The organism is Burkholderia sp. BCC1644 (genome assembly GCF_902833225.1).
In the GTDB taxonomy this organism is placed as follows: Bacteria; Pseudomonadota; Gammaproteobacteria; order Burkholderiales; family Burkholderiaceae; genus Burkholderia.
On the sequence record NZ_CADFEI010000025.1, the window covers coordinates 54808 to 76732 of the forward strand.

Genomic DNA, 21925 nt, shown 5'->3' on the forward strand with positions numbered 1-21925 from the left:
CGTCTGCATGGGGCGGGCATGTTGCGAGCTTCGCCAGAATACGTGAAACCGTGCGCCACGTTTGATAGAGGGGACTCTAATCGAAACAGCCCGCGTGATGCGGGCTGTTTGGTGTCCGATCAGTTGAGCTGATACGAGAATGCGGCGTTGATGCGCGGGCTGCGCGATGCGCTTTCGACGGGTGCGTCGCCGATCGGCTTCGCGACGTTCAGGTCGAGACTGTAGAAGCGGCTGTCGGTAAACCGCACACCGATGCCGACCGACGACATGCGGTTCGGTGACGGCGTGCCCGAGTGCAGGTAGACGCGCGCCATGTCGTACGCGACGTACGGCGTGATCGATTTCAGATACGTCCAGCCCGGTGTGAAGCCGCGATTGACCTCAAGCGACATCCCCCAGCCAGAGTCGCCCGATGCCTCGCCAGGCTGGTAGCCGAGCGCGTAGCGGGTCGAGCCGAACGAGATCTGTTCGGACGTCGGCAGCGAGTCGGGGCTGTATTGGCCGGTCAGCGAAACCGACGTGCCGATCCGGAACGGCCACTCGTTGGTTTGCGTGACAGTCGCGCCGGTGCGAACGAAGGTGAGCGAAATCGGATCTGCGTAGGTGACCCCCACGCCATTAACCAGGCCGGTCTGTGATTTCGATGCGCCGAGGATGTCGAACGCCTTGGCCACGTTGACGCTCAGTTTTCGCACCTGTTTCGGTTCGACACTGGTGTAGTCGAGTTGCAGTTGCAGCACGCGCACTTGAGACCGGTTGTCGAGCGTATTGCCGTTGAGCTGACTCTGATAGCGGTCTTCGTTATGCGCTGCGTAGCCCGATACCGTGCCGAGCAAGCTGCGCTGGTTGTTCAGCAGGATTGGGTAGGATGCCGAAAGACCGAGCTTCTCGTTCTTCACAGTGCGCTGAACGGTTGACGGCAGCCCCGGGTTGTCGGTCGGCTTGCCGCGATACGTGCTTGCGTCGAGGCGCGTGATCAGGCCGCTGCTGCCGACGGGCACCGCGCCGCTGAATGCGAAGTAGGTCTGCTTGTCACGTCCCGGCGGCGCGAGCGCCGAGATGCTCAGCTGCTCGCCGAACCGCGTGAGGCCGTTTTCGGTCGCGGTGATGAGGCCCTGGACGCCCGGGTGGTTGAAGTCGATGCCGGTGCTGACGTTGAACGCCTTGCGGTCGACCGCAAGTTCGAGCGTCGTGGCGCCGTCGGTGGTTTGCGGCGGCGGGACATTCGCCTTCACCGTGAGGCCGGGCAGCAGGCCGAACGTGTTCACGTAACGTTCGAACGTCGCGCGGCGCAGCGGGCGATCGGCCGTGATGTGCGCAGCGATCGCGCGGATCTTCGGTTCCATCGCACCGGGCTTGCCGGTGACTTTGACGTCCGACACATAGCCTTCGACAACCGTGATGCGCACGACGCCGTTCTCGAACGTCTGCGCGGGAACGAACGCGAACGACAGCGCGTAGCCGCGCTCCTGGTACAGCTTCGTCACGCCGTTGGCGGTTTCGATCAGGTCGCCGATCGTGATCTCCTTGCCGACGAGGGGGGTGAAGCGGCGCGAGATTTCCTCGAACGGCACCGACTTCACGCCTTCGACCTGAAACGTCGACGGTGTCAGGTGTCGCGACAGCAGTTCCTGCAACTGCGGCGCTTGCGGTGCGACCTGCACGGTAACGTTCGGGCCGGTTTTCGGTGCGTTGATCTGGGGAAGGGAGTCGAGCGGGTTACCGCCGACGCGCGATTGTGCATGTGCCGTGCTTGCTGCCGCGATCGCGAGCAGCATCATCCATCTGTCGAGTCTGGATTTCATTGTTCTTCCTCGTAGGCCTTGCTTTTCGTCTTCTTTGTAATGCCGACGCGCGACACCAAAGTGTCGCGCGTCGCGTGCCGCCATGCCGGTTGTGTTTGTACGGCCGCGCCATTCGCTCCGGCTGCGATGGTGCGACCGTCCTCCTTACTTGCCAACGCTACCCAGCGTGCCCAGCAACCCGGTTACCGGTGCCAGCAGGCCCGACGAGCCGCTACCCGACGAGGCCGTACCCGTGACACTGCCGACCAGCGAGGTGACCGGCGCGAGCGGGCTCGCGCCCCCCGATCCCGCTGCACCGCCCACTGCTCCGGTGACAGTATTCAGCAAACCGGTGACGGGCGCGAGAGGGTTTGCACTGCCTGCGCCGCCCGTTGCGCCACCGAGCGTGCCCGTGACCGTCGACACGAGATTCGTGACGGGGGCGAGCGGGCCGCCGCTGCCGCCTGCCGCGCCGCTCAGTGCGCCCGTGACCGTCGACACCAGGCCCGTGACCGGAGCGAGCGGGCCGCTGCCCGAGCCGCCCGTTGCACCGCCGAGTGCACCCGTGAGCGAGCCGAGCGGCGTCGAACCGAGACCGGACAGCAGGCCGCCGAGTGGGTTCGTCGAGCCGGAACCCGACGACGTGCCGCTCTGGACGGTCGCCGTCGAGCCGCCGACGAGGCTCGTGATCAGGCCGGGGATCGGTGCTGCGCCGTTCGGGCCGTTCGGGTTGACGAGGCCGCCTGCGTTGGTCACGGTGTTGCCGACCGCGGTCACGAGTTGACCGACGTCGCCGACGAGCGGCTGGCTCGACGTGCCGCCGACCTGCTTGCCCGCCGAGCTGATTGCGCCGCCGATCTGGCCGAGCAGGCCGGAGACGGGCTGGCCGAGACCGGTCGTCGTGCCGACCTGTTGCGTGACCTGGCCGGCCGTGATCACGAGCGGCGTGATCGCCGAGCTGATCGGTTGCGTGACCTGCTGGACGGCACCCGACGACAGCGTCGAGCCGATCGTCGTGCCGGCGGCCGTCAGGCCGTTGGCGACCGTATCGAGCACGGTGCCGACCGGCGTCGTGACCGGCGCGAGCGGCGCGAGCGGGCCCGTGCCGAGTGCCTTCACCGTCGAGCTCAGGCCGGACACCGTATTGCTCGTCGCACCGACGACATTGCCGAGACCGGCAACCGTCGTGCCGACCGGATCCTTCGTCGAGCCGATCTGTCCCAGCCCGTTGCTCACCGCATCGGCGGCCGCGCCGACGATCGTGCCGGTACTGGAGAGCGTGCTGCCGACGCCCTTCGTCACGCCGTCGCCGAGGCCCGGCAGGCTGATGTTGCCGACCGTGCTGCCGAGGTCGGTGGCCGTCTGGCCGACCGTGCTGACGACACCCTTGGTGCCGGTCGGCGAGCCGCTGGTGCCGCTCGTGCCGGGCGTACCGCTCGTGCTCGGGTTGTTGTTATTGCTGCTGGTCGGCGGCGAGCTGACGCCGCCGCCGCCGCAGGCGGCCAGCAGGCAGGCTGCGGCGAAGGCGGTGAGGGGCGCGCGCCACTGGCGCAGGGCGACGGTCGTGATGGAACGTTGCTGGGACATGATGGACTCCTCGCTGTCTTTTCGATGAATGGATGTCGGATTACTTGCCGTGCGTGCCGCCAAGCAGGCCGCCGATCAGCGACGTGACAGGCGCGAGCGGGTTCGACGACGAGCCCGAGTTCGTGACGGCACCCGTGCCGCCGCTCAGTGCCGGTACGCCGACGGTGCTGGTGACCGTGGAGACGGCGTTCGTCACGGGGGCGAGCGGGCTGCTGCCGCCAGCGCCGCCCGTCACGCCGCCGAGGGCCCCTGTGACTGCGCCGAGGAGACCCGTGACCGGTGCGAGCGGGCCGCCGCTCGTTCCGCCCGTTGCGCCGCCGAGCGCGCCGGTGACCGTCGAGACGAGGCCGGTGACCGGCGCGAGCGGGCTGCCGCTGCCGCCAGCTGCGCCACCGAGTGCGCCGGTGACTGTCGAGACGAGACCGGTAACCGGTGCGAGCGGACCGCCGCTGCCGCCAGTTGCGCCACCGAGTGCGCCGGTGACCGTCGAGACGAGGCCGGTGACCGGTGCGAGCGGGCCGCTGCCGCCGCCTGCTACGCCACCGAGTGCGCCGGTGACCGTGGAGACGAGGCCGGTAACCGGTGCGAGCGGGCCGCTGCCGCCGCCAGCCGCGCCGCCGAGTGCGCCGGTGACCGTGGAGACGAGGCCGGTGACCGGTGCGAGCGGGCCGCTGCCGCCACCCGTTGCGCCGCCGAGTGTGCCGGTGAGCGTCGAGACGAGGCCCGTGAGCGGGGCGAGCGGGTTGGTCACGCCGCCGGTGCCGCCCGTGAGCAGGCCGCCGACGGCCTTCACGGTATTGCCCGTCGCCGAGACGGTGTTGCCGAGGCCCGTCGTGACCGGGTTGCCGCCCGTCGATGCGAGCAGTGCGCCGGCCTGGTTCAGCCCGTTGCCGACCGTGCCGAGCAGCGTGTTGACGGGGGCGCCGAGGCCGGTCGCCGTGCCGATCGTCTGGGTCGTCTGGCCGACCATCGTCGTGATCGGCGTGATGGCCGAGCTGACCGTCTGCGTGACTTGCTGGATCGGGCCGGTCGACAGTGCATTGGTGAGGGTCGTGCCGCCGTTCGATACGGCGCCGCCGAGCGTCGACACGAGGCCGCCGACGGCACCCGTGACCGGTGCGAGCGGCGACAGCGGGCCGCTGCCGAGGCTCGTGACCAGGTTGCCCGTCTGCGTGACTGCGCCGCCGAGCTGGTTGACCACGCCACCCGTGCTGGCGAGCGTGGTGCCGAGCGGATCCTTCGTTGCGCCGAGCTGGCCGAGACCGTTGCCGAGACCGTTGCCGAGCGCGGTCACCGCGCCGCCGACGCTTTGCACGATGCCGCCTGCGGCTTGCGTGGTGGCCGGGTTGACGCCGGGCAGCGACTGGCTGCCGATGACGGAGCCGAGACCCGATACGGTGCTGCCGGCACCCGTGACGATATTGCTGCTTTGTGCGAGGACCTGTCCCACTGCGTTCGACGACACACCCGACGTGCCGGACGTACCGCTCGTGCCCGAAGTGCCGCTGGTACCGGAAGTGCCGCTCGTGCCCGAGGTGCCGCTGGTACCGGACGTACCGCTCGTGCCCGAGGTGCCGCTGGTACCGGACGTACCGCTCGTACCCGAGGTGCCGCTCGTGCCGGAGGTGCCGCCGCCCGACGTCGAGATCGAATCACCGCCGCCCGAGCTCGAGCCGCCGCCGAGACCCTGGCTGATCGAACCGGAACCGCCGCACGCGGAGAGGGAAAGCATGGCTGCAACGGTGGCCGCGATCAGAGTCGTCCGGAACACGCCATGAGGGATAACCTTGATGTCCATTTCTTCCTCGCATTAAAGATGTGTTGTGAACTGCGTTGTGTTGAGTGGTGCGAGGACTACTCTGCAACTGTCGTGCCATTTCGATGCCCGACGGTTCGACAACTGGTTTTAAACGAGGCAATTCCTTGTCGGGAAAGGAAGTTATGGGAATTGAAAGATTGTTGAATCTGTTTAAGTGCAGACGAATGAGAACGGTTTCGGCCGTTTCGTAACGTAACGTCACAACATTGGCGTTACGCGTGCGGCGTAACGTGGGAGGGGAGCAGGCTTGGTGGACGAGGCAATTGTTTTACTGGTGGATTAGGCGTGCACATCTAACCTATCGTAAATCCTATGTGTAAGTCGTACCGAAACGCCGTACAAATACGTTGTGCTCCTGAAGACTTTTTTTCCGACAGAGTCGTTAAAAGAGGTTGGAACTTAAATAGGATCGGATATAGAATCCGGAGCAGATGTAAGGAAATGTACGGTTCGGTACACAACGTTCGAGGAGGGTCACTATCGCGAATGTTAACTTGCATCAAATCGTGAGCAATGCCCTTTGGGGCGACCTATAAAGAAAGCGCACCCGGTTGTCGTTACAGCAGATGTGGCGAACGGCGGGGCAAGGGCCAGATATGCGGGGATGTATACGTATAAAAGGCCAAAGAACGTAAATACAGGCACGAGGAATAAAATGAAAGCAATGATGATTCGCTTCCTTCGGGAAGAAGACGGGGTTACCGCGATCGAGTACGGTCTGATTGCGGGTCTGATAGCTGTCGCGATCGTTGCCGGGGTGACGTCGATCGGCGGCAGTCTCGGGACCATGTTCACCAATCTCGGCACTTGCGTGACTACACGTACGGCTGCCGCCTGTTCGGCCGCTACCATCTGGGGCTGACCTTCCGTAAATAATTAGAACGACTTCTTCACGTCGTGAAAGTCGTTTTGGTTCGGTAGCGAGTTGATTGCCTCGGCAATCTGCTCGCGCCGACATTTGCGGCGGGCAGTTGCGCGATGGCAAATCTTATTTTCAGCGGGACATTTCTGGCCTGGGTGACGATTGTCGCGGCCAGCGATATCCGATTTCGGCGCGTTTCGAATTCGCTCGTCCTGGCGGGATTGATCGCGGGATTTGGCGCGGCAATTTTCAACGCGAATCCATTCGGAATCTCGCTGTATCAGGCCATGTTCGGCATGCTGATCGGGCTGGCCGGTCTTTTCCCCTTTTTCATGCTGCGCCTGATGGGGGCGGCAGACGTCAAGACATTCGCCGTGCTCGGTGCATGGTGCGGCGCACACGCGCTGCTCGGGCTCTGGGTTGTCGCGAGCCTTGCTGCCGGTCTTCATGCCGTTGCGCTGATCCTGTTGTCGCGCACCTCGCCGGGCGCACTGTGGCGCCGCGGCGAGCCTGCACTGGCGCTCGGCAAATATCGGGCGACGCCGTATGCGGCATGCCTGGCGATACCGGCGGCCGCGTGGCTCGTTTATCTGGTTGCAACGGGGGGCATGCGATGAAGCGACTGGGTCAGCCACCGGGACGCCGGCGGCAGCGCGGGGCGACGGCGGTCGAATTCGCGATCGTTTTTCCGCTGTTCTTCATGATTTTCTACGCGATCCTCAGCTTCGGGATGATCTTCGTCATTCAGCAAAGCCTGACGCTGGCGGCCAGCGAAGGCGCGCGCGCGGGTTTGAACTACGCGCCGACCCTGGCCGCGCGAGTGACGAACGCGACGACCGCGGCACAGAACGTCCTGGGCTGGCTGAATATCAACCCGCCCCAGGTCGCGGCGCCGCAGTGCAGTTACGACACGACGAATCCGCCGACGCTTTATTGCCTGACGGTCACGGTGAGCTATTCGCCGGAAGCCTGGGTCACGACCATGCCGTTCCTGGGAGCGATCATCACCCAGCCGTTGACGGGCACGGCAGTCGTGCAGATCCCGCAGTCGATCCTATGAGGTGGTCATCGTGACGCGACGGATCCGCGAGCACATGAATCGAGCAGCAGGTAAAACTTACTCGGACTTTTATTCCGGCATCCATACAAAAACATGGCCAACAACCTAACCAAGATTATCGCGGGGCTGCTGATTGCGATTGCTGTACTGCTCGGAATCTATGCATGGATGCTCGGGCGCAGTTCGCCGTCTCCGGTGCCGGCGCAGCAGATTGCAGCGGTCAATCCGGTGCCGGTCGTGATCGCCACGCGCCCGTTGCCGGCGGGCCAGCCGATTACCGCCGACGCGCTGAAGGTTCAGCAGGCCGCGCCGATGCCGGCCGGTGCATTCAGCAATCCGGGCGAACTCGTCGGCCGCGTGCCGGCGCGGGACATTCCGGCTTCGTCGCCGGTTGTTTCGGGCGCATTGGTGTCGGGCCTGGCCGAGGACGTGCAGCCGGGGGAGCGCGCGATCTCGGTTCACGTAGACGAGACCAACGCAGTCGGCAACCGGCTGCGCCCCGGCAATTTCGTCGACGTGTTCCTGAACCTCAAGCGCGAGGGCAATTCGACGATGTTCGACGGGGAAGTCGCGCAGACACAGGCTCGGTTGCTGTTGTCGAGGGTGCGTGTGCTGTCTTTCGGCGATGCAACACCCGAACGCGACAGTGGCAGCAACACGAACGGCAACAACGGCCAGCCGTCGAATGTGCGCATCGCGGTGCTGGCGGTGCCGACCGCGCAGGTCGACGCGCTGACGCTCGGCGAGGCGAGCGGCCGGCTGACCCTCGCATTGCGTAACCCGCGCGACGACGAGCTGGCGATGCAGACGGTTGCGGTGCGCACGGACAACAAACTGTCGCCGTCGGCGATCGCGGCAGCGGGCGTGTCGCTGCAGCAGCTTTCCGGCACCCAGCGCAACGCGGTGGCCAACGTGCCCGTACCGCCGTTGCCGTCGCACTTGCCGCCGGCGGCGCGGCCGAGCGGGGGCGGCGGCGGCATCGAGGTGATTCGCGGCGGCCGGTCGGAAACGGTTGCTTACTGAAAGACATCGACGGTCATCGATATCAGCGACGACGAGTAAAAGGGCCGAGAGACGGTTCAACGAACAATGAAAAACACACTGATTGCATTCGCGATTGCTATCTGGGCCATGACATTCGCATCGTTCGCCAGCGCGAGCGGTACGATCGAACTCGCCGTCGGCGCGCAACGGCAGATTTCGGCCGGCCGCGCGCTGCAGCGCGTTGCGGTGGGCGATCCGGCGGTCGCCGACGTGCTGATCATGAAAGGCAGCCGCTCCGGATCGGTGCTGTTGACCGCGAAGGCGCCGGGTGCGACGAACGTGATGCTGTGGGAGCGCGGCCGCGACGAGCCGACGGTCTGGAATGTCGAAGTCGTCGATGCGTCCGCGCATGCGGTGCTCGACGGCTCCACGCCGCGCGTGAATGCGTACGGCGGAACGGCGGTGCTGCAGGGAACGTCGGCATCGCTCGACGCGCACGACCGCGCCGTGACGGTCGGCAAGAACATGAGTGCGAAAGGTGTCGTGATCGATCGCTCGACGATCGCCGGCAAGAATGTCGTGCAGGTCGATGTGCGCGTCGTCGAATTCAGCCGCTCGGTGCTCAAGCAGGTCGGCTTCAATTTCTTCAAGCAGAGCAACGGGTTCTCGTTCGGCTCGTTCTCGCCCGGTGGCGTGCAATCCTATAACGGCGGATCGGGCCCCGGCACCGGCGGGTACGTTCCGACGCTCGGTGCGCCCGTCGCGTCGGCCTTCAACCTGGTCGTGAACGCAGCCGGGCGCGGCATCTTCGCCGATCTGTCACTGCTGGAAGCGAACAATCTCGCGCGCGTGCTTGCGGAGCCGACGCTCGTCGCGCTGTCGGGACAGAGCGCCAGCTTCCTCGCGGGCGGCGAGATTCCGGTGCCGTCTCCGCAAGGGCTCGGCTCGACCGCGATCCAGTGGAAGCAATATGGCGTCGGACTCTCGCTGACGCCGACGGTGCTGAGCCCGCAGCGGATCGCGCTGAAGGTTGCACCCGAGTCCAGCCAGCTCGATTTCGTGAACAGCGTGACGATCAGCGGTGTCGCCGTGCCGGGCATCACGACCCGCCGGGCGGATACGACGGTCGAACTCGGCGATGGCGAGAGTTTCGTGATCGGCGGCCTGATCGATCGCCAGACAATGTCGAACGTCAGCAAGGTGCCGCTGCTCGGCGATCTGCCGATCATCGGGACCTTCTTCAAGAACATGAACTATCAGCAGAATGACAAAGAGCTGCTGATCATCGTCACGCCGCATCTCGTCGCGCCGATCGCGAAGGGCGCGGTGCTGCCTGCAACGCCGGGTGAGCTGTCCGAACAGCGCAACGGGCCGGTCTGGCAGTCGTATCTGGGTGGTGCCGCGTCGCCGGACGCCGCACCGGGTTTTTCGAAATGAGTGCGAAGCATCGCGCGTTGCGATGCTTCGGCACGCCATGCGTAATCGGGGGTGTTCGACATGAACGCGCGAATCCAATCATTGTGTGAACCCGCCGTGACCGATTATTTCGTTTGCGCATCGCAACAGGAGGCGCATGTCCGCTGGCTGGCCGATACGCTCGTGTCGGCCGGTGCGGTCGAGGCTGCGTCGCTCGAGCCGGGGGTGCTGGCACAGCGCATCACGGGCCTCAATCCGGCGCTCGTCTTCATCGACTTCTCGGATGGCAGCCCGGCCGCGAGCATTGCCGCCGCGGCGGTTCGTGCGACGCACCCGGGGCTGCCGATCGTCGCGCTCGGTTCGCTCGCGCATCCGGAGAGCACGCTTGCCGCACTGCGCGCCGGCGTGCGCGATTTCATCGACGTGTCGGCCCCGGCGGAGGATGCGTTGCGCACGACGCGCGGGCTGCTGGCGAACGTCGGCGAGCCGGCGAGCCGCCACGGCAAGCTCGTCGCATTGCTCGGTGCCCGCGCGGGCATGGGCGTGAGCACGCTCGCAGCGAATCTCGCCGTCTGGCTGCAGAAGCGCGCGGCGAGCCCGGGTGCGGGCGGCGTGCCGAACGGCGGCACCCCGGCCGGTCGACAGACCGCGCTCGTCGACCTGGGGCTGCCGGCAGGCGACGGCGCGCTGTTCCTGAACACCCGTTGCGAATTCCATTTCATCGACGCGGTTCACAACCTGCGCCGCATCGACCGGACCTTCGTGAATACCGCGTTGACGCGGCACGAGAGCGGTGTCGCGTTGACGACGCTGCCGGCCGATCTCGGTGGTTTGCGCGACGTGTCGTACGCATCGTGTGCCGGTTTGCTGAATCGTTTTCGCGCATTCTTCGATCAGCAGATCGTCGATCTCGGTGGTTTTTCGAATCGCGAGTTCGTCGCACAGATCACGAGTTCGGCCGACGAAGCGTGGCTCGTCTGCGATCAGGGCGTTGCATCGATCGTGTCGGCGGCGGATCTGCTCACCGGGTTGCGCGACGCAGGTGTCGAGACCGATCGCGTGCGGCTCGTCGTCAACCAGTACGACCCTGCACTCGACCTGACGCCCGCGCAGATCGCCGAGCGTCTCGGGCTGTCGCTGGTCGGCACCTTGCCGTCGCGACGCGTCGCGATCGGCCATGCCGCGAACCAGGGCAGGCTCATCGTCGACATGGCCGAGCGTGACCCGTACGTGCGCGCGCTAGAGTCGCTTGCCGCGCGGCTGCCGGGCGTGTCGGTCAGATCGACGATACCGCGTCCGGCATCCGGCCTGTCCGCGCTGAAGCGCTTCATTCAACCCTCGTCCAAGCGGTCGTAAGCGATGGCACACGACATTCAATTCGCCGACGGCGCAGCGCCGTTCTCCCAGACGCAGCATTTCCACGACATCAAGAATGCCGCGCACGAGCACCTGCTGACGCGCATCGAAGAGCTGGGCGCCGAGTTCGGCCGATGGTCCCGCCAGGCGATCAACCAGTTCGTCGATCTCGAAATCGACAGCTTCGTGCGCCTGCGCCGCATCCCGCTCAACGAAAACGAGGTGCGCGCGATCGCCGAGGCGCTGACGAAGGAGCTCGCGGGCTTCGGGCCGATCGAGGACCTGCTCGCGGACCCGGCTGTCGAGGACATCCTGATCAACGGCTACAACGACGTGTACGTGTCGCGTCACGGGATCCTCGCGAAGCTGCCGGTGCGCTTCACCGACAACGCGCACCTGCTGCGGATCGTGCGACGGATCCTCGCACCGATCGGCCGCCGTCTCGACGAGTCGAACCCGATGGTCGACGCGCGGCTGCCCGACGGCGGACGCGTAAACGTCGTGATCGAGCCGCTGTCGATCGACGGTCCGGTCGTATCGATCCGGAAATTCCGCAAGGATCCGCTGAAGCCGTCCGACCTGCTCGCCAACGGGACCTTCAACGAAGAGATCAACACGCTGCTTCAGGCAGCGGTCGAGGCACGCTGCAACATTCTCGTGTCGGGCGGGACGAGTTCCGGCAAGACGTCGCTGCTCAACGCGCTCGCATTTCACATTCCGGAGATCGAGCGTGTCGTGACGATCGAGGATACGGCCGAGCTGTCGCTGAACCACCCGCACGTCGTGCGGCTCGAGAGCCGGCCGGGCGGGTTCGACGGCACCGGTGTCGTGTCGATCCGCGACCTGCTGCGCAATACGCTGCGGATGCGCCCGGACCGGATCATCGTCGGTGAAGTGCGCGGCGGCGAAGTGCTGGAGATGCTGCAGGCGATGAACACCGGTCACGACGGCTCGATGGGTACCGTGCACGCGAGTTCGCCGCGCGAGTGCCTGTACCGCCTCGAGATGCTGGCTGGCTTTGCGGGCTTCCAGGGCACCGAGTCGAGCCTGCGCCGGCAGATCGCGAACGCGATCGACTTCATCGTGCAGATCGGGCGCCTGTCGAACGGCCGGCGGCGGATTCTGTCGATCACCGAAGTGACCGGGCTGTCCGACAACATCATCGCGACGCAGGAGCTTTATCGCTACGAGGCGCGCGTGACGGCGGAGGGCGAGGAAGTCGACCACTGGGAAACGCTGGGCATTCATCCGCATTCGCCGAAGCTTGCACGCTTCCGTCAGACGCTGACGAGCGGCGGGTTCGGCGAGGGCGGGTTTGGTGGCGGCTTCGGCGGCGGGTTCGGCCGTGGCGGCGGGGGCTTCAATGTATAGCGCGATGGTGTGGGTGCTGGCGATCGCGATGCTGTGCGTCGCGGCTGCGATGATGCTGTGGCGTCACGCGGAGACCCGGCGCGTGCGAACCGACGCGAAGCGTTTCATCGACAGCCGGCTCGAACCCGGCGCACGCGCCGGTGCCGTGGCGCAAGCGGCGCGGCCGGCGGCGGCAGGTGCGGCGCGCGCAGTACCGCAGCCGGGTGCGGCACGGAATGCCTCGTCCGACGCATTCTGGGCGCACTGGTACGCGACGGCGTCCGAGTATCTGTCGAACCTCGCGAGTCGAGCTGGGATCGAGGATGCGCGCGGCAAGACGCTCGCGGCGCTCGCCGTGCTTGTCGCGGTTGCGTTTATCGCCGGCAACCACGGCGGCGTACTGGCGTGTTTTGCGGCAATTGCTTGCGGCAGCGCGATGTTCGGCGTCTGGCTCGCTTCGCGGATCCAGCGGCGGCGCTTGAAGATCGTCCGGCAGATCCCGTCGTTCCTGGACGGGATCGTGCGTCTCGTGACGCTCGGCAACAGCGTGCCGGCCGCGTTCCAGTCTGCACTGCTGACGACCGAGGAGCCGTTGCGCGGTTGCCTCGATCTCGTGTCGCGGATGTTGCGCGGCGGTATCGAGATCGATCGCGCGATGATGCACATCGCGAAGATCTACCGGACCGAGGAGTTCGAGCTCGTGGGCTCCGTGCTGCGCCTGTCGGTCAAATACGGTGGCCGTGCGGACGTGATGCTCGAGCGGATGGCCGTGTTCATGCGCGACCTCGAGCAGGCCGAGCGCGAGTTGACGGCAATGTCGTCGGAAACACGGTTGTCGGCGTTCGTTCTCGTCATGCTGCCGATCGCGATCGGCAGCTTTGTGGTGATGACCAATCCGAAGTATCTGCACGGGATGTGGAACGACCCGAGCGGGCGGACGCTGCTCACGATCGCATTCCTGATGCAGTTGGCCGGCAGCGTATGGCTGTATCGAATGGCTCGGCTCAGGTGAAACTATGACAGCGACTCAAATCGGAGCGATCGCGTTGGCGGTCGGCGCGCTCGGGGTGCTGCTGCTCGGCATGGTTGCGATGTTGCGCGCGAGTGCTGCGACGCGTGCCGAACGTGCGCTGGTCGATGCGCTCGACCGGCGCATGGCCGCGCTCGAGGCCGCGAAAGCGAAAGCCGCGCCGGACGGCGATGCGCCTGCGAAACCCGACGTGCGTGGCGGTCAGCGCGTCGAGCGTTTTCTCGATCGGCTGTCGGCAGCGGGCGTGCGCTGGCTCGACACCGGGCTCGGCAAATACGCCGTCGCGGAAGAGGATCGCCGCCTGCTCGAGCAATGCGGCTACGTCGACGCACGCACGCGCGGGTTGTTCCTGAGCGCCCGGGTCGCGTTCGGGATCGGGCTGCCGCTGTTGTTCGCGATCTTCGCGAGCGGTCGCATGAAGGGCGGTCTCTGGATGGTCGGCATGTTTGCCGCCTTCGGGCTCGGCTTCATGTTGCCGAAGCTCTACGTGCAGCGCCGTGCCGCCGCGCGGCGGCAGAGCGTGGTCGACGAACTGCCGTTGCTCGTCGACATGCTGCGCTTGCTGCAAGGCGTCGGCCTGTCGCTCGACCAGAGCCTGCAGGTCGTGACCAACGATTTTCGCGGGATGTTGCCGGTGCTGTCGTCGGAAGTCGGCATCGCGCAGCGCCAGTTCGCGGCGGGCCGCACGCGCGAGCAGTCGCTGCAGCGGCTGTCCGGCGGATTCGACAACGAGGATTTGCGCGCGATCGTGCGATTGATGATCCAGGTCGACAAGCATGGCGGCGCGGTACAGGAGCCGCTCAAGCAGTTCGGGGACCGGTTGCGCGAAACACGCCGCGCCATGCTGCGCGAGCGGATCGGCCGGTTGACCGTGAAGATGACCGGTGTGATGGTGCTGACACTGTTGCCCGCACTGTTGATCGTGACGGCCGGGCCCGGCATGTTGGCGGTGATGCATGCGTTGTCGCCGCATCACTGAAGGACGGAAGGAAGGACGATGAAGCGGATCGGCGGAATGGCGATACGGGCGGGCGCGGCGGCGGCAGTGCTGCTGCTGGGCGCATGCGCGACCAAGGACAGCGGTTATGGCGTGAACGCGCAGACGGAGCGTGCGGCGCTGATACAGGCTGCCGACCAGAAGCAGGCGGTGCCGGATACGCCGGGCATGTACCTCGGCCTGATCCAGCGGATGCAGTCGCAGGGGCTCTATTACGCATCGCTCGCGCACATCGACGCGTACGACAAGACATACGGTGTCGTACCGGAGTCGATCCTGTTGCGTGCGGATGCACTGCGGATGACCGACCAGCCGGCCGCGAGCGCGGCCGTCTACACGCAGTTGCTGAAGACGCCGCTCGCCGCGCGCGGCTATCGCGGGCTTGGGCTGCTTGCGGGGGCGGCGGGTGATTTCGACCGTGCAGCGCAGGCGCTGACGCAGGCGTCGGAGCTGGCGCCGACCGATGCATCGATGTTGTCCGATCTCGCCTATTCGAAGTTGCGAAGCGGCGATGTTGTCGGCGCGCGCGTGCCGTTGATGAAGGCCGCCGAGCTGGATCAGCGCAATCCGAAAATCGTCAGCAACCTCGCGCTTTACCTGTTTGCGGCAGGCCGCGCGCAGGATGCGCAGAAGCTGATGAACCAGCAGCATCTGCCGGCGGATATCCGCAAGGACATCGTCAGCGACGCCGCGAAAATCACGGCAGCCGCGCGCGCGCAGCAACGCGCGGTCGCGACGCCGCCGGTCGTGTCGCGGCGTGCTGCGTCCGCGCCGATCACGCCGATGGCAAACAATTTTGGCTACGATCAGACCGTGCCGCTGCTGCAACGGTTTGCACAATGAACAGGCACCGGGGGAACGACATGAACAACAAAAAACATCTTCGCAGCATGCGCGCGGGCCGGATCGCGGTGCTGGCCGCCGTCGTCTGCGTGGTGGCGGGTTCCGCTGCGGCATACGGGCAGGAGGCCGTGACGGCTGGCGCCTCCGATGTCGACCGTTCGACAAGGGACTGGCTCGCGATGCAACGCGACAATCGCGCGGCGGCACCGACGCAGCCGTTGCTCGGCGACGTCGCATCGCTCGTCTACCAGCGCTATCTCGATTCGTTCAAGAACAAGATCCCGAATTCGATGAGTCCGCAGCTCGGTTCCGCCAGCGGCATGTCGGGCGGTGGTCAGGGCATGCAGTAAGCGGGACGGCGATGCGCGCAGATCAATCACCCGTAGCGCGGCGACGCGGCGTTGCCGGTCGTCCGGGGCGCCAGCGCGGCACCATTGCGGTCATGGCCGCGATCTGGGTGTCGGTTGCATTCATCATGCTGGGTGCAATCGATATCGGTCATTTCTATTCCGAACGACGCAGCATGCAGGCGGCTGCCGATCTGGCGGCGCTTTCGGCCGTGTCGCAAATCAACGCGGATGCGACCTGCACGGCTGCGACGACCGCAGCCGGCCGGATTGCGAATCCGGCATCGAATCCGCTGCCGGCGAACTCGACCGTTTCCGTGACATGCGGTGTCTGGGCCGCGCCTCAAGGCAGCGGCAATCCGCTGTTTACGCCGACCTCGGGCGCGGCGACCAACGGTCAGTGTGCAGGCCTGTCGCAGGGGACGATCAATGGTCAATCGGTCAACGCCGTATGCGTGACGGTTTCCGAACCGATCGACGGGATTTTTCGTAGCGGGATAACCGTCGGTGGGTCGGCGATTGCCAAGAGCGTGCCGACCGACACCTTTACGCTGACCACGTCGCTGGCGGCCCTGAACGGCGGACTGGCCAATCAGTTGCTGCAGGCGTTGCTGGGTACGCCCAATCCGCTGAGTCTGCAGCTCGTCGATTACCAGGGGCTCGCGCAAGTCAATCTGAAACTGGCGGGCATCCTCGCCAATCTGCCGGTCGGCACGAGTACGTCCGTGCTGAACGGCACCGTGACGCTGGGTCAACTGGCCAATGCGGCCGTCCAAGCGGCGACGCAGCAGAACCTGGTCGGCGCGAACCTGAACGTGCTGAACGCGATCGTCGTCGCACTCTGTTCCGGCGGCGTGTGCGGCGGCCCGCAAATAGCGCTCGGTCAGCTGGTTTCCGCCGCAACCGCGACGGGAACCTCCGCCGTCAACGCCAGCGTCAATGCGCTCGGCTTGCTGTCGACTGCGCTGCAACTCGCGAACGGCACGAACTCGGTCAGCATTCCCAGCGTCACCGTCCAGACGCCCACGTTGCTTGCGCCGTTGCTGAACGTGACGGTGTCCGGTTCCGTCAAGCTGGGGGCGAATCCGCCGTCCACCGCGAGCGGTCCGCCCGGGCCGGCGAATTGCGGGACGTCCAATTGCACGACCAACACGTCGACCGCGCAGGGGAACGTGTTCCTCAATACGTCGATCTCGCTGCTGTCGACGTGCTCGAACGGCGGGCTGGTCTTTCCGGGCGGCAGTTGCTCGTCCGGCACGGCGACGCCGCTTGCCGCGGTGCAATTGCCGATCACGGCCTATGTGGCGCCGGCGACGGCGGGCCTGATGTCCGTCACCTGCACCGCGGACGGCACGAAAAGCGCGACGGTGAATGTGCAGACCGGGGTGGTGGCCGTCTACGTCGGCGGCACCGCGAATACGCCGATCAATCTCAATGCGCCGAGCGGATATACGACCGGCAGTGGAACCCCGATCACGCTGGTCGCCGTGAACCTGCAGAGCCTGCTCAACCTGCTGGGGCTCAGTGCCGTGACTTCTGCGCTCAACGTGCTGACGCTCGGGCTGATCAACCTGAACCAGATATCCGTCAATATCAGTCTGAAGCCCGGACAGTTGACAGTTCCCGTTGCCAATCAAACGGCGACTCCGCTGACGTTCACGTATCCCGGCCCGGGCTCATCCGCTTCGCCGAGCCCGGCGTCGCCGTACATGCTGGGCACGGGAACCGACCAGTTCCTGTCGCCCGCGGTTCAGGGTATCGTCGGCAGCGGCCTGTCGGTCTCCGTGTCGGCTAGCGGCGGATTGGCGGGGGTGCTGGCCGGCATTCTGAACCCGCTGCTGGATATCCTGACCGGGCCGCTTCTGACTGCATTGGGAAGCACGCTCGTCCCGCTCCTCCTGCAACCGATCGATTCGCTCCTGACCTCGGTCACGGGCCTGCTTGGTCTCAGCCTGGGGAACGCCTATGTCACGAACACACCGGACTCGATCAAATGCGGCAATCCCATGCTGGTGCAATGAATGTCTGAACGTTCCGTGATCGACGCGGGCGGCATCGCTGCCGCCTGCCACCGGTCGCCGACCTGCAATGCCGAGCAACTCGTCAATTACTGAAGCCGTACCCGAAACATGAGAACCACGCCCGCAATCGAAGAGCTCGACCTGTACGTCTGGGAAGGCAAGGCGGACATCGTCGACCGCGTCGCCCGGTGCATGGCGAGCTTCGACGTCGAAGTGATCCGCGCCGACAACGCGGAGATCTCGCCCGAGCGCGCCGCATTGCGGCCGTCGCTCGCGATCATCAGCGTGACGATGATCGAGGGCGGCGCCGCGTTCCTGCGCGACTGGCAGGCCAACATCGGCATGCCGGTGGTCTGGGTCGGCGCGGCGCGCGACCACGACGCGTCGCAGTATCCGCCCGATTATTCGCACATCCTGCCGCTCGACTTCACGTGCGCCGAACTGCGCGGCATGATCGGCAAGCTCGTCACGCAACTGCGTGCGCACTCGGCCGAAACGTCGCAGCCGTCCGAACTCGTCGCGCACTCCGAATCGATGCAGGCGCTGCTGCACGAAGTCGATACGTTCGCCGACTGCGACACCAACGTGCTGCTGCACGGCGAAACCGGCGTCGGCAAGGAGCGCATCGCGCAACTGCTGCACGCAAAGCATTCGCGTTACCGGCACGGCGAATTCGTGCCGGTGAACTGCGGCGCGATCCCCGACGGCCTGTTCGAATCGCTGTTCTTCGGTCATGCGAAAGGATCGTTCACGGGCGCGGTTGTTGCGCATAAAGGCTATTTCGAGCAGGCGGGCGGCGGCACGCTGTTCCTCGACGAAGTCGGCGATCTGCCGCTGTATCAGCAGGTCAAGCTGCTGCGCGTGCTCGAGGATGGCGCGGTGCTGCGCGTCGGCGCGACGGCGCCGGTCAAGGTCGATTTCCGGTTGGTCGCGGCGAGCAACAAGAAGCTGCCGCAGCTCGTGAAGGAAGGGCTGTTCCGCGCCGATCTCTACTACCGGCTCGCGGTGATCGAGCTGAGCATTCCGTCGCTGGAAGAGCGCGGCGCGGTCGACAAGATCGCGCTGTTCAAGTCGTTCGTTGCCCAGGTCGTCGGCGAGGAGCGGCTCGCGGAGTTGTCCGATCTGCCGTACTGGCTGACGGATTCGGTCGCGGACAGCTATTTCCCCGGCAACGTACGCGAATTGCGCAACCTCGCCGAGCGTGTCGGCGTGACGGTGCGGCAGACGGGCGGGTGGGATGCCGCGCGGCTGCAGCGGCTGATCGCGCACGCGCGCAATTCGGCCCAGCCGGTGCCGGTGGAGAGCGCGGCGGAGGTGTTCGTCGATCGCAGCAAGTGGGACATGAACGAGCGCAGCCGCGTCATTACGGCGCTCGACGCAAACGGTTGGCGTCGTCAGGATACGGCGCAGCAGCTCGGTATCAGCCGCAAGGTACTGTGGGAAAAAATGCGCAAATATCAGATCTTCGACGAAGAGCCCGAGACACGCGAAAGCGAGTAATTAATGAGATAAAATCGCGCTGAATTACAACGACTCGGGCGGGAATAAAACTTCATGAGCCATATGACGGGGTTGGGGCGGGTGAGCGTGTTGCTCGCCCTGGTGGGAGGCATGCAGGGCGCGTTCGCGCAGGGGCTGGCCGGCAGCGATTCGCCGGCGGTGCAGCAGGCGTCGGCGCCGGTGGCGGCAATTCCGGTGATCGATCAGCAGGGCCAGATGTCGGTGCAGCCGCAGGCGGGCGAGTCGACGGGGCCGAGCACGGTCGACGATCTGCAGCGCCAGATTCAGGCGCACTCGCTGACGGAAATGCGCACGAGCTACAACGGCAGCTACGGTGCGAGCCTGCTGTTCAATGTGAAGGACGGTGCGTACTTCGTCGCGCTGTTCCAGCAGAAGGCGTTCTGGCGCGTGATCAAGACGTACGACGAAACGCGCGCGGAAGCGATCTATCGCGATTTCTCGCGTCAGGCGGAGCGGCTGGCCATCAACGAACTGCGGGCGGCGAAGCTGGAATCGCAGAAGGCGCAAATGGACAAGCAGATCGAGGTCACGCAGGATCGTGCACGACGCCTGCAGGCCGACATCTCGATCGCACGCCAGCAGCAGGCGGCGGTCGCGGATCGCCAGAAGAGCGTGCGCAGCGAGACGGCGGCATTGCAGGCGCAACAGGCCGAACTCCAGTCGCAACTGCGCGCGTTGCAGCAGCAGGTGCGTTCGCTGCAGCGTGAGGCCGACGCGGGCCTGCCGGCGACGGCACGCTGAACCTGGCAGCGGTGCGGCGACATGCCGCGCCGGCTGCACAAGCAAAAAGGGCAAGCCGGTTGGCTTGCCCTTTTGTTTTACTGGCCGTCCGGCACGATTCGCCGGCGGCGTGTGACGATCACCGGACCGTTGCCGCCGCGTGCATCCGACGACGACGCGTTACCGGATGCATCGCCGCTGTCGCGCGGCGCGCCATAGCTTTCGCGCGGTTCACGGGGTTCGCGCGGGGCGCCGTAGCCTTCGCGCGGCTCACGCGAGCCGTAACCTTCGCGCGGTTCGCGCGAGCCATAGCCTTCACGCGGTTCGCGGGAGCCGTAGCCGCCACCGTCGCCACGCGATTCGCGCGGGCCGCCGTGCGAGCCGTACGGGCTGTGACCGCCGCCTTCACGGCCGCCGGGGCGACCGCCGGTGCGCGGCCCGCGGGGACCGCCGCCGCCCGGGCGCGAGCCGCCCGTGTCGAGCTGGATAGTGGAAATCGCGCGCTTGTAGATGCCTTGCAGACCCACGGGGGTGCGCAGCATCACCAGGTACTGGTCGAACGACTCGATGCACCCCGTCAGACGAATGCCGTTGACGAGATAGATTTCAACGCGCTTACGTTCCTTGCGCGCCGAATTGATGAAGTCGTTTTGCGGATGGGATTCTGCGGGATTGGCCATTGAGGTGCGGCAGGAGCCTGCGTCAGAGAATATGTTGTGCGTGTGTGTGGCGTGTTCGTCCACAAGGTGTTTGGCGGGATTCTACCCTGTTCAATAGGGAAGCGCGCAGTCGTGATTGTGTCGAACCGTAACCCACTATAGACGTTCCAGCGCATTTTCGCGATTCGGCCGAATAGCTAAAGCCGTTTCGTTACGTCGCGTTACGACTCTCGCAGCGCCGTATCACCTCGCCGCGTGCGGTGCGCTTACATTCGTCGCGTGAGCCGGGCGGGCCGGCGTATCAGGGATGCAGAACATGAACACGAGGCAATGGGCAGGGTGGGTTGGCGGCGTGGCATTGCTGGCTTCCGGCAGTGCAATGGCGCACGTCGACCTGTCGGTCGGCATCGGCGTACCGGTCGCGCCGGTCTATGTCCAGCCGGCGCCGGTCTATGTGGCGCCACAGCCGGCCGTCGTCGCCTATCCGGGCTACGGATACGGCTACTACGGCGATGACGACGACGATCGCTACCGGAAGTGGCGCAAGCACTATTACAAGCATTGGCGCAAGCACCACGGCGACGACGATGACGATTGATCCCGACTTCAACCGCGCCGGTACGAATCAGAACGCGTAGTCCGGGTTTTTCGGGTCGAATGCGGTGTCGTCGAGCGTGGCCGGCGCGATTTTCTCGATGACGATCCGCTCGAAGATCTTGCCGTCGTTGTCATAGGACTCGACGGTCCGGAAATAGGGCGCGTGCAGGTCGAGCCCGAGGACTTCCTTCTTCGCGTAGAACTGCGGCCGGCCGGTCGGCGTCTCGTAGGTGAGCGCGACCACCCGCACGCCGCCGATCGATTTTGCTTCGACCTGGGTCGGCCGCTGCACGCCGGCTTCCAGGTACTTCTTCCCTTCGGTCAGGTACAGGTTCGTGATGAACTCGGTGCCGAGATCCTTCACCTGGTGATTCGACTGGGCACGCGCCAGCGCGCCGTCGAGCGCCGTCCACAGCGGAATCTTGCCGAGCAGGCCGCCGAGATGGCCGTACATCTCGTCCTTGCGCTGCGTCGTGTCGTAGATGGTTTCCTGTCCCGCATGCGCGCCGCCCGGCAGCCATTTCGCATACACGCGCAGCGGTTCGCGGGTGGTCTTCACCAGCATGCGGTCGGGCGTGTCGGACCATTTCCCGCTGATGCGCTCCTGGCGCACCATCGTGAACTGGTACGCCGGATAACCGTTAGGACCATTACGGATATAGAGCGGCACGGCGAGCGGGTCGAGCGCCTTGAAGAGCGCGGTGAGCGTCGCGTCGTCGAGCTGCGCGAGCGTACCGCGCTGTGCGGCCGCGTGCAGCCAGCGTGCCTGTTGCGCGAGCGGTTCGCGCGTGACCTTCGCCAGGTCCGCCGGCAGTGCGACCTCCTGTACCGCACTTGCGGCAGCGGCCGTTTCCTGTGCATGCAGGCCCGCGTGCGCGAGCGACAGCATGCAAGCGACCGCCGCGGCGGCCGCATGCCGCGTACGGCGCTTCATTCCTTCGTTCATCGACAGCGTCTCCCGGAGCGATGGAT

At 65.7% G+C, this 21925-nt stretch carries 20 protein-coding genes; 15 read left to right on the forward strand and 5 right to left on the reverse strand.

Going from position 1 to position 21925, the window contains the following annotated elements:
- Positions 1 to 119: 119 nt before the first annotated feature.
- From HWX87_RS33975 to HWX87_RS33985, 3 genes are all read right to left on the reverse strand, one after another.
- Entirely contained in the window at positions 120 to 1805 is a 1686-nt protein-coding gene (locus HWX87_RS33975) for a ShlB/FhaC/HecB family hemolysin secretion/activation protein (RefSeq protein WP_176051246.1), read from the reverse strand.
- A gap of 144 nt (positions 1806 to 1949) precedes the next feature.
- A complete protein-coding gene (locus tag HWX87_RS33980) occupies positions 1950 to 3371 on the reverse strand; it encodes a collagen-like triple helix repeat-containing protein (RefSeq protein WP_176051247.1) in 1422 nt (473 codons plus the stop codon).
- 40 nt (positions 3372 to 3411) lie between these two features.
- Positions 3412 to 5169 carry a collagen-like triple helix repeat-containing protein gene (locus HWX87_RS33985; protein ID WP_176051248.1) on the reverse strand — a complete coding sequence of 586 codons (1758 nt, stop codon included), beginning with the start codon at positions 5167 to 5169 and terminating at the stop codon, positions 3412 to 3414.
- Between the two features lie 676 nt (positions 5170 to 5845).
- On the opposite strand from HWX87_RS33985, the gene HWX87_RS33990 reads away from it, so the two are divergent.
- The 14 genes from HWX87_RS33990 to HWX87_RS34055 all read left to right on the forward strand — a co-directional run bounded on the left by HWX87_RS33990 (position 5846) and on the right by HWX87_RS34055 (position 19718).
- The gene (locus HWX87_RS33990) at positions 5846 to 6052 is read left to right on the forward strand and encodes a Flp family type IVb pilin (RefSeq protein WP_174934415.1); all 207 of its coding nucleotides are present in this window, start codon (positions 5846 to 5848) and stop codon (positions 6050 to 6052) included.
- 116 nt (positions 6053 to 6168) lie between these two features.
- Positions 6169 to 6669 carry a prepilin peptidase gene (locus HWX87_RS33995; protein WP_176051249.1) on the forward strand — a complete coding sequence of 167 codons (501 nt, stop codon included), beginning with the start codon at positions 6169 to 6171 and terminating at the stop codon, positions 6667 to 6669.
- Positions 6666 to 7112 (forward strand): TadE family protein, encoded by a 447-nt coding sequence (locus tag HWX87_RS34000; RefSeq protein ID WP_176051250.1) that lies wholly within the window; start codon positions 6666 to 6668, stop codon positions 7110 to 7112. The genes HWX87_RS33995 and HWX87_RS34000 overlap by 4 nt, the downstream gene beginning before the upstream one ends.
- 93 nt (positions 7113 to 7205) lie before the next feature.
- Positions 7206 to 8135 (forward strand): Flp pilus assembly protein CpaB, encoded by a 930-nt coding sequence (cpaB, locus tag HWX87_RS34005; RefSeq protein ID WP_176051251.1) that lies wholly within the window; start codon positions 7206 to 7208, stop codon positions 8133 to 8135.
- A gap of 66 nt (positions 8136 to 8201) precedes the next feature.
- Positions 8202 to 9533, forward strand: a complete 1332-nt coding sequence (locus tag HWX87_RS34010; protein WP_176051252.1) for a type II and III secretion system protein family protein — start codon at positions 8202 to 8204, stop codon at positions 9531 to 9533.
- Between the two features lie 60 nt (positions 9534 to 9593).
- Positions 9594 to 10868: a fimbrial protein gene (locus HWX87_RS34015; RefSeq protein WP_176051253.1), complete on the forward strand. Its 1275-nt coding sequence runs from the start codon at positions 9594 to 9596 to the stop codon at positions 10866 to 10868.
- Between the two features lie 3 nt (positions 10869 to 10871).
- Positions 10872 to 12239 (forward strand): CpaF family protein, encoded by a 1368-nt coding sequence (locus tag HWX87_RS34020; RefSeq protein WP_176051254.1) that lies wholly within the window; start codon positions 10872 to 10874, stop codon positions 12237 to 12239.
- Entirely contained in the window at positions 12232 to 13230 is a 999-nt protein-coding gene (locus HWX87_RS34025) for a type II secretion system F family protein (protein WP_176051255.1), read from the forward strand. Before HWX87_RS34020 ends, HWX87_RS34025 begins: the two co-directional genes overlap by 8 nt.
- Positions 13231 to 13234: 4 nt before the next feature.
- Entirely contained in the window at positions 13235 to 14227 is a 993-nt protein-coding gene (locus HWX87_RS34030) for a type II secretion system F family protein (protein WP_176051256.1), read from the forward strand.
- An 18-nt stretch (positions 14228 to 14245) separates the two neighbouring features.
- A complete protein-coding gene (locus HWX87_RS34035; RefSeq protein ID WP_176051257.1) occupies positions 14246 to 15088 on the forward strand; it encodes a pilus assembly protein in 843 nt (280 codons plus the stop codon).
- 20 nt (positions 15089 to 15108) lie between these two features.
- Positions 15109 to 15438 (forward strand): DUF3613 domain-containing protein, encoded by a 330-nt coding sequence (locus tag HWX87_RS34040; RefSeq protein WP_176051258.1) that lies wholly within the window; start codon positions 15109 to 15111, stop codon positions 15436 to 15438.
- Between the two features lie 11 nt (positions 15439 to 15449).
- Complete coding sequence (locus HWX87_RS34045; RefSeq protein ID WP_279612989.1) at positions 15450 to 17456, forward strand: pilus assembly protein TadG-related protein; 2007 nt, start codon at positions 15450 to 15452, stop codon at positions 17454 to 17456.
- Positions 17457 to 17564: 108 nt separating this feature from the next.
- A complete protein-coding gene (locus HWX87_RS34050; RefSeq protein ID WP_176051260.1) occupies positions 17565 to 18956 on the forward strand; it encodes a sigma-54 dependent transcriptional regulator in 1392 nt (463 codons plus the stop codon).
- 54 nt (positions 18957 to 19010) lie between these two features.
- Positions 19011 to 19718, forward strand: a complete 708-nt coding sequence (locus tag HWX87_RS34055) for a DUF2968 domain-containing protein (RefSeq protein ID WP_176051261.1) — start codon at positions 19011 to 19013, stop codon at positions 19716 to 19718.
- 77 nt (positions 19719 to 19795) lie between these two features.
- Here HWX87_RS34055 and hfq read toward each other — a convergent pair whose 3' ends face one another.
- Positions 19796 to 20377, reverse strand: coding sequence for an RNA chaperone Hfq (gene hfq / locus HWX87_RS34060; RefSeq protein ID WP_176051275.1), 582 nt, complete (start codon positions 20375 to 20377; stop codon positions 19796 to 19798).
- Positions 20378 to 20672: 295 nt separating this feature from the next.
- Between hfq and HWX87_RS34065 the strand changes: the two genes are divergently transcribed.
- The gene (locus HWX87_RS34065; RefSeq protein WP_176051262.1) at positions 20673 to 20954 is read left to right on the forward strand and encodes a PXPV repeat protein; all 282 of its coding nucleotides are present in this window, start codon (positions 20673 to 20675) and stop codon (positions 20952 to 20954) included.
- A 27-nt stretch (positions 20955 to 20981) separates the two neighbouring features.
- Here the strand turns inward: HWX87_RS34065 and HWX87_RS34070 are convergent, their stop codons facing one another.
- Positions 20982 to 21899: a DUF1571 domain-containing protein gene (locus HWX87_RS34070; protein ID WP_176051263.1), complete on the reverse strand. Its 918-nt coding sequence runs from the start codon at positions 21897 to 21899 to the stop codon at positions 20982 to 20984.
- Between the last annotated feature and the right edge of the window lie 26 nt (positions 21900 to 21925).

Excerpts from the sequence above, each read along its gene's own strand:
- HWX87_RS33975 (WP_176051246.1), bottom strand. The coding sequence starts at position 1,805 with ATGAAATCCAGACTCGACAGATGGATGATGCTGCTCGCGATCGCGGCA.
- HWX87_RS33980 (WP_176051247.1), bottom strand. The coding sequence starts at position 3,371 with ATGTCCCAGCAACGTTCCATCACGACCGTCGCCCTGCGCCAGTGGCGC.
- HWX87_RS33985 (WP_176051248.1), bottom strand. The coding sequence starts at position 5,169 with ATGGACATCAAGGTTATCCCTCATGGCGTGTTCCGGACGACTCTGATC.
- HWX87_RS33990 (WP_174934415.1), top strand. The coding sequence starts at position 5,846 with ATGAAAGCAATGATGATTCGCTTCCTTCGGGAAGAAGACGGGGTTACC.
- HWX87_RS33995 (WP_176051249.1), top strand. The coding sequence starts at position 6,169 with ATGGCAAATCTTATTTTCAGCGGGACATTTCTGGCCTGGGTGACGATT.
- HWX87_RS34000 (WP_176051250.1), top strand. The coding sequence starts at position 6,666 with ATGAAGCGACTGGGTCAGCCACCGGGACGCCGGCGGCAGCGCGGGGCG.
- cpaB (WP_176051251.1), top strand. The coding sequence starts at position 7,206 with ATGGCCAACAACCTAACCAAGATTATCGCGGGGCTGCTGATTGCGATT.
- HWX87_RS34010 (WP_176051252.1), top strand. The coding sequence starts at position 8,202 with ATGAAAAACACACTGATTGCATTCGCGATTGCTATCTGGGCCATGACA.
- HWX87_RS34015 (WP_176051253.1), top strand. The coding sequence starts at position 9,594 with ATGAACGCGCGAATCCAATCATTGTGTGAACCCGCCGTGACCGATTAT.
- HWX87_RS34020 (WP_176051254.1), top strand. The coding sequence starts at position 10,872 with ATGGCACACGACATTCAATTCGCCGACGGCGCAGCGCCGTTCTCCCAG.
- HWX87_RS34025 (WP_176051255.1), top strand. The coding sequence starts at position 12,232 with ATGTATAGCGCGATGGTGTGGGTGCTGGCGATCGCGATGCTGTGCGTC.
- HWX87_RS34030 (WP_176051256.1), top strand. The coding sequence starts at position 13,235 with ATGACAGCGACTCAAATCGGAGCGATCGCGTTGGCGGTCGGCGCGCTC.
- HWX87_RS34035 (WP_176051257.1), top strand. The coding sequence starts at position 14,246 with ATGAAGCGGATCGGCGGAATGGCGATACGGGCGGGCGCGGCGGCGGCA.
- HWX87_RS34040 (WP_176051258.1), top strand. The coding sequence starts at position 15,109 with ATGAACAACAAAAAACATCTTCGCAGCATGCGCGCGGGCCGGATCGCG.
- HWX87_RS34045 (WP_279612989.1), top strand. The coding sequence starts at position 15,450 with ATGCGCGCAGATCAATCACCCGTAGCGCGGCGACGCGGCGTTGCCGGT.
- HWX87_RS34050 (WP_176051260.1), top strand. The coding sequence starts at position 17,565 with ATGAGAACCACGCCCGCAATCGAAGAGCTCGACCTGTACGTCTGGGAA.
- HWX87_RS34055 (WP_176051261.1), top strand. The coding sequence starts at position 19,011 with ATGAGCCATATGACGGGGTTGGGGCGGGTGAGCGTGTTGCTCGCCCTG.
- hfq (WP_176051275.1), bottom strand. The coding sequence starts at position 20,377 with ATGGCCAATCCCGCAGAATCCCATCCGCAAAACGACTTCATCAATTCG.
- HWX87_RS34065 (WP_176051262.1), top strand. The coding sequence starts at position 20,673 with ATGAACACGAGGCAATGGGCAGGGTGGGTTGGCGGCGTGGCATTGCTG.
- HWX87_RS34070 (WP_176051263.1), bottom strand. The coding sequence starts at position 21,899 with ATGAACGAAGGAATGAAGCGCCGTACGCGGCATGCGGCCGCCGCGGCG.